This window comes from Streptomyces sp. NTH33, from assembly GCF_003236365.1.
Lineage (GTDB): Bacteria > Actinomycetota > Actinomycetes > Streptomycetales > Streptomycetaceae > Streptomyces.
The window spans coordinates 1-2,917 of record NZ_POTZ01000659.1; the positions used below are offsets into that span (position 1 = coordinate 1).

Genomic DNA, 2,917 nt, shown 5'->3' on the forward strand with positions numbered 1-2,917 from the left:
CCTGCGCACCGCGCGCATCACGCACACCCTGCCCGAGCTGCACACCCTGATCGTCGGCGCGGACGCCTGCCGGGCCGAACTGGTCGCCCGGTGGGCACCGCACCACCGCATGGTCAACTCCTACGGGCCCACCGAGGCGACCGTCGTCGCCACCTGGTCCGACCCGCTGGAACCGGACGGCACCGCGCCGCCCATCGGCCGCCCGCTGCCCGCCACCGGCGCCTACGTCCTCGACGCCCGTCTGCGCCCCGTCCCCGACGGCACGCCCGGCGAACTGTGGCTCGCCGGACCGGCCCTGGCCCGCGGCTACCTGGGCCGCCCCGGCCTGACGGCGGCCCGCTTCACCGCCGACCCGTTCGGACCGCCCGGCAGCCGCATGTACCGCACCGGCGACCTGGTCCGGCGCGACGCCCGCGGCGAACTGCACTACCTCGGACGCACCGACCACCAGCTCAAGCTGCGCGGCCACCGCATCGAGGCCGGCGAGGTGGAGGCGACCCTGGTACGCCACCCGGCGGTGCTGGACGCCGTGGTGAGCGTGCGGGAGGACGAACCGGGACTGCCGCGCCTGGTGGCCCACCTGCTCGCCGCGCCCGGCGCCGAGCCGCCCACCGGCGCGGAGCTGCGGGCCTTCGCCGCCCGCACCCTGCCCGGCCCCATGGTGCCCTCGGCGTTCGTGACGCTGGACCGGTTCCCGCTCACGGAGAACGGCAAGACCGACCGGGCCGCGCTGCCCGCACCCGGCCCTCAGGTGCAGGAGCGGACCGCCGGGCACGTGCCGCCCCGCACCCCCACCGAGGAGGCCGTCGCCGCCCTGTGGGAGGAGGCCCTCGAGACCACCGTGGGCGCCGAGGACGACTTCTTCGCCCTGGGCGGCGACTCCCTGCGCGCCCTGCTCATCGCCTCCCGCGCCAACGACACCTTCGGCGTGACCCTCACGCCCCGCGACGTCCTGGTCCACCGCACCGTCGCCGCCCTGGCGGACCTGGTGGAGGAACAGGTGCTGAGCGAACTCGAAGACGCCGCACGCGGCGACAGCGACCACGAAGAACGGTGAGGACCGGACGATCATGACGTCTTCGAAGCGAAACCGCGCCGAGGCCCTGCCGCAGGACCTCCAGGAAGTGCTCCGCCGCCGGCTCGCCGGACGGGCCGCCGGCACCCCCGGCGCCACCGCCCGGCAGGCCGTCCCGCGGGCGGACCGCACCCGGCCGCTGCCGCTGTCCTTCGCCCAGCAGCGCCTGTGGTTCCTGGACCGGCTGCGCCCCGGCGACCCGCGCTACAACAGCGCGGTCGCGCTGCGCCTGACCGGACCCCTCGACCGCACCGCCCTGTCCGGCGCGCTGGAGCACGTGGTGGGACGGCACGAGGCGCTGCGCACCACGTTCCGGGAGACCGACGGCAGACCCGCGCAGACCGTGCACCCCGCCGGGCCGCTCCCGCTGCCCGTCCGGGACCTGACGGCTCCCGGCGAGCAGCCGGCGGACCTGGACGCGGTGCTGCTGGCCGAGTACGAGCGCCCCTTCGACCTGCGGACCGGGCCGCTGCTGCGCGCCCTGCTGCTGCGGGAGTCGCACGACGCGCACGTCCTGCTGCTGACGGTCCATCACATCGTCACCGACGGCTGGTCGATGGGCGTGCTGCTTCAGGAGCTGTGCGCCGCCTACGACGCCCTCGCACAGGGCGCGGAGCCCGCGCTGGAGCCGGTGGCCACGCAGTACCCGGACTTCGCCGTCTGGCAGCGCGAGCAGCTGTCCGGAACCCGGCTGGAGCGTCAACTGGCGCACTGGAAGGAGCGGTTGTCCGGGGCGGTGGCGCCCGAGCTGCCGCTGGACCGGCCGCGCCGCGGCGAGGAGTCCGGCGCGGGCGCGGTGCACACCTTCACCGTCCCCGCGGCCACCACGGCCCGGCTGAGGCACCTCGCGGCCGAGCGGCACACCACGCTGTTCACCGCCCTGGTCGCCGCCTGCCAGGCCCTGCTGGCCCGCTGGTCCGGGCAGGACGACATCACCGTCGGCTCGCTGACCCCCGGACGCGGCCGCACCGACCTGGAACGGGCCGTCGGGTTCTTCGTCAACACCGTCGCGCTGCGCACCCGCGTCGAGACCGGTGGTTCCTTCCGCGATCTGCTCGCCGCCGCCGCGGACACCGTCAACGACGCCTTCGCGCACGGCGACACGCCGTTCGAGCGGCTGGTGGAGGCCGTCGGCGCGACCCGGGAGGCGGGCCGCAACCCCCTGTTCGACGTGATGGTCCTGCTGCACCCCGCGCCGCCCGCAGCACCCGACCCGCACGGCCTGGCCACCGCCCCGGTCGCCGTGCCCCGGCGGGCCGCCACGTTCGACCTGAGCGTGGAGTTCGTCCCGGACGGGGACGGGCTGACCGGTCTGCTGGAGTACCGCACCGACCTGTTCGACGCGGCCACCGCCGAGCGCATGGCGGACCAGCTGCTGCGCACGCTGGACGGCGCCGCCGCCGAACCGGACCGGCCGCTCGGCACCCTGCCCCTGCTCTCGCCCCGGCAGACGCGGCAGGTGACGCGGGACTGGAACGCGACCGCGCGGCCCGTGCCCGAGGAGACCCTGCCCGAGCTGTTCGCGCGGCAGGCCGCCCGCACCCCGCACGCCACCGCCCTGGTCGCCGGGGACGTGACCCTGGACTACGCGGCGCTCGACGCGCGCGCCGACCGTCTGGCCCGCCACCTGGTTGCGCGCGGCGCGGGTCCCGAGCGGCTGGTCGCCCTCAGGCTGCCGCGCACCGCCGACATGATCGTGGCGATCCTCGCCGTCTGGAAGGCCGGCGCCGGCTACCTGCCTCTGGATCCCGCGCTGCCGGAGGACCGGGTGCGGTTCCTGCTGGACGACGCGCGGCCGGCGCTCGTCCTGGACGAGGCCGCGCTGCGGGAGATCCCCGACAC

Annotated in this window: 2 protein-coding genes; both read left to right on the forward strand. The window is 76.3% G+C overall.

The features are described from left to right. A partial coding sequence (locus tag C1I97_RS34540; protein WP_146608396.1) for a non-ribosomal peptide synthetase occupies nucleotides 1-1,057 on the forward strand: 1,057 nt, incomplete at its 5' end. A 13-nt stretch (nucleotides 1,058-1,070) separates the two neighbouring features. Next, a partial coding sequence (locus tag C1I97_RS34545; RefSeq protein WP_146608397.1) for a condensation domain-containing protein occupies nucleotides 1,071-2,917 on the forward strand: 1,847 nt, incomplete at its 3' end.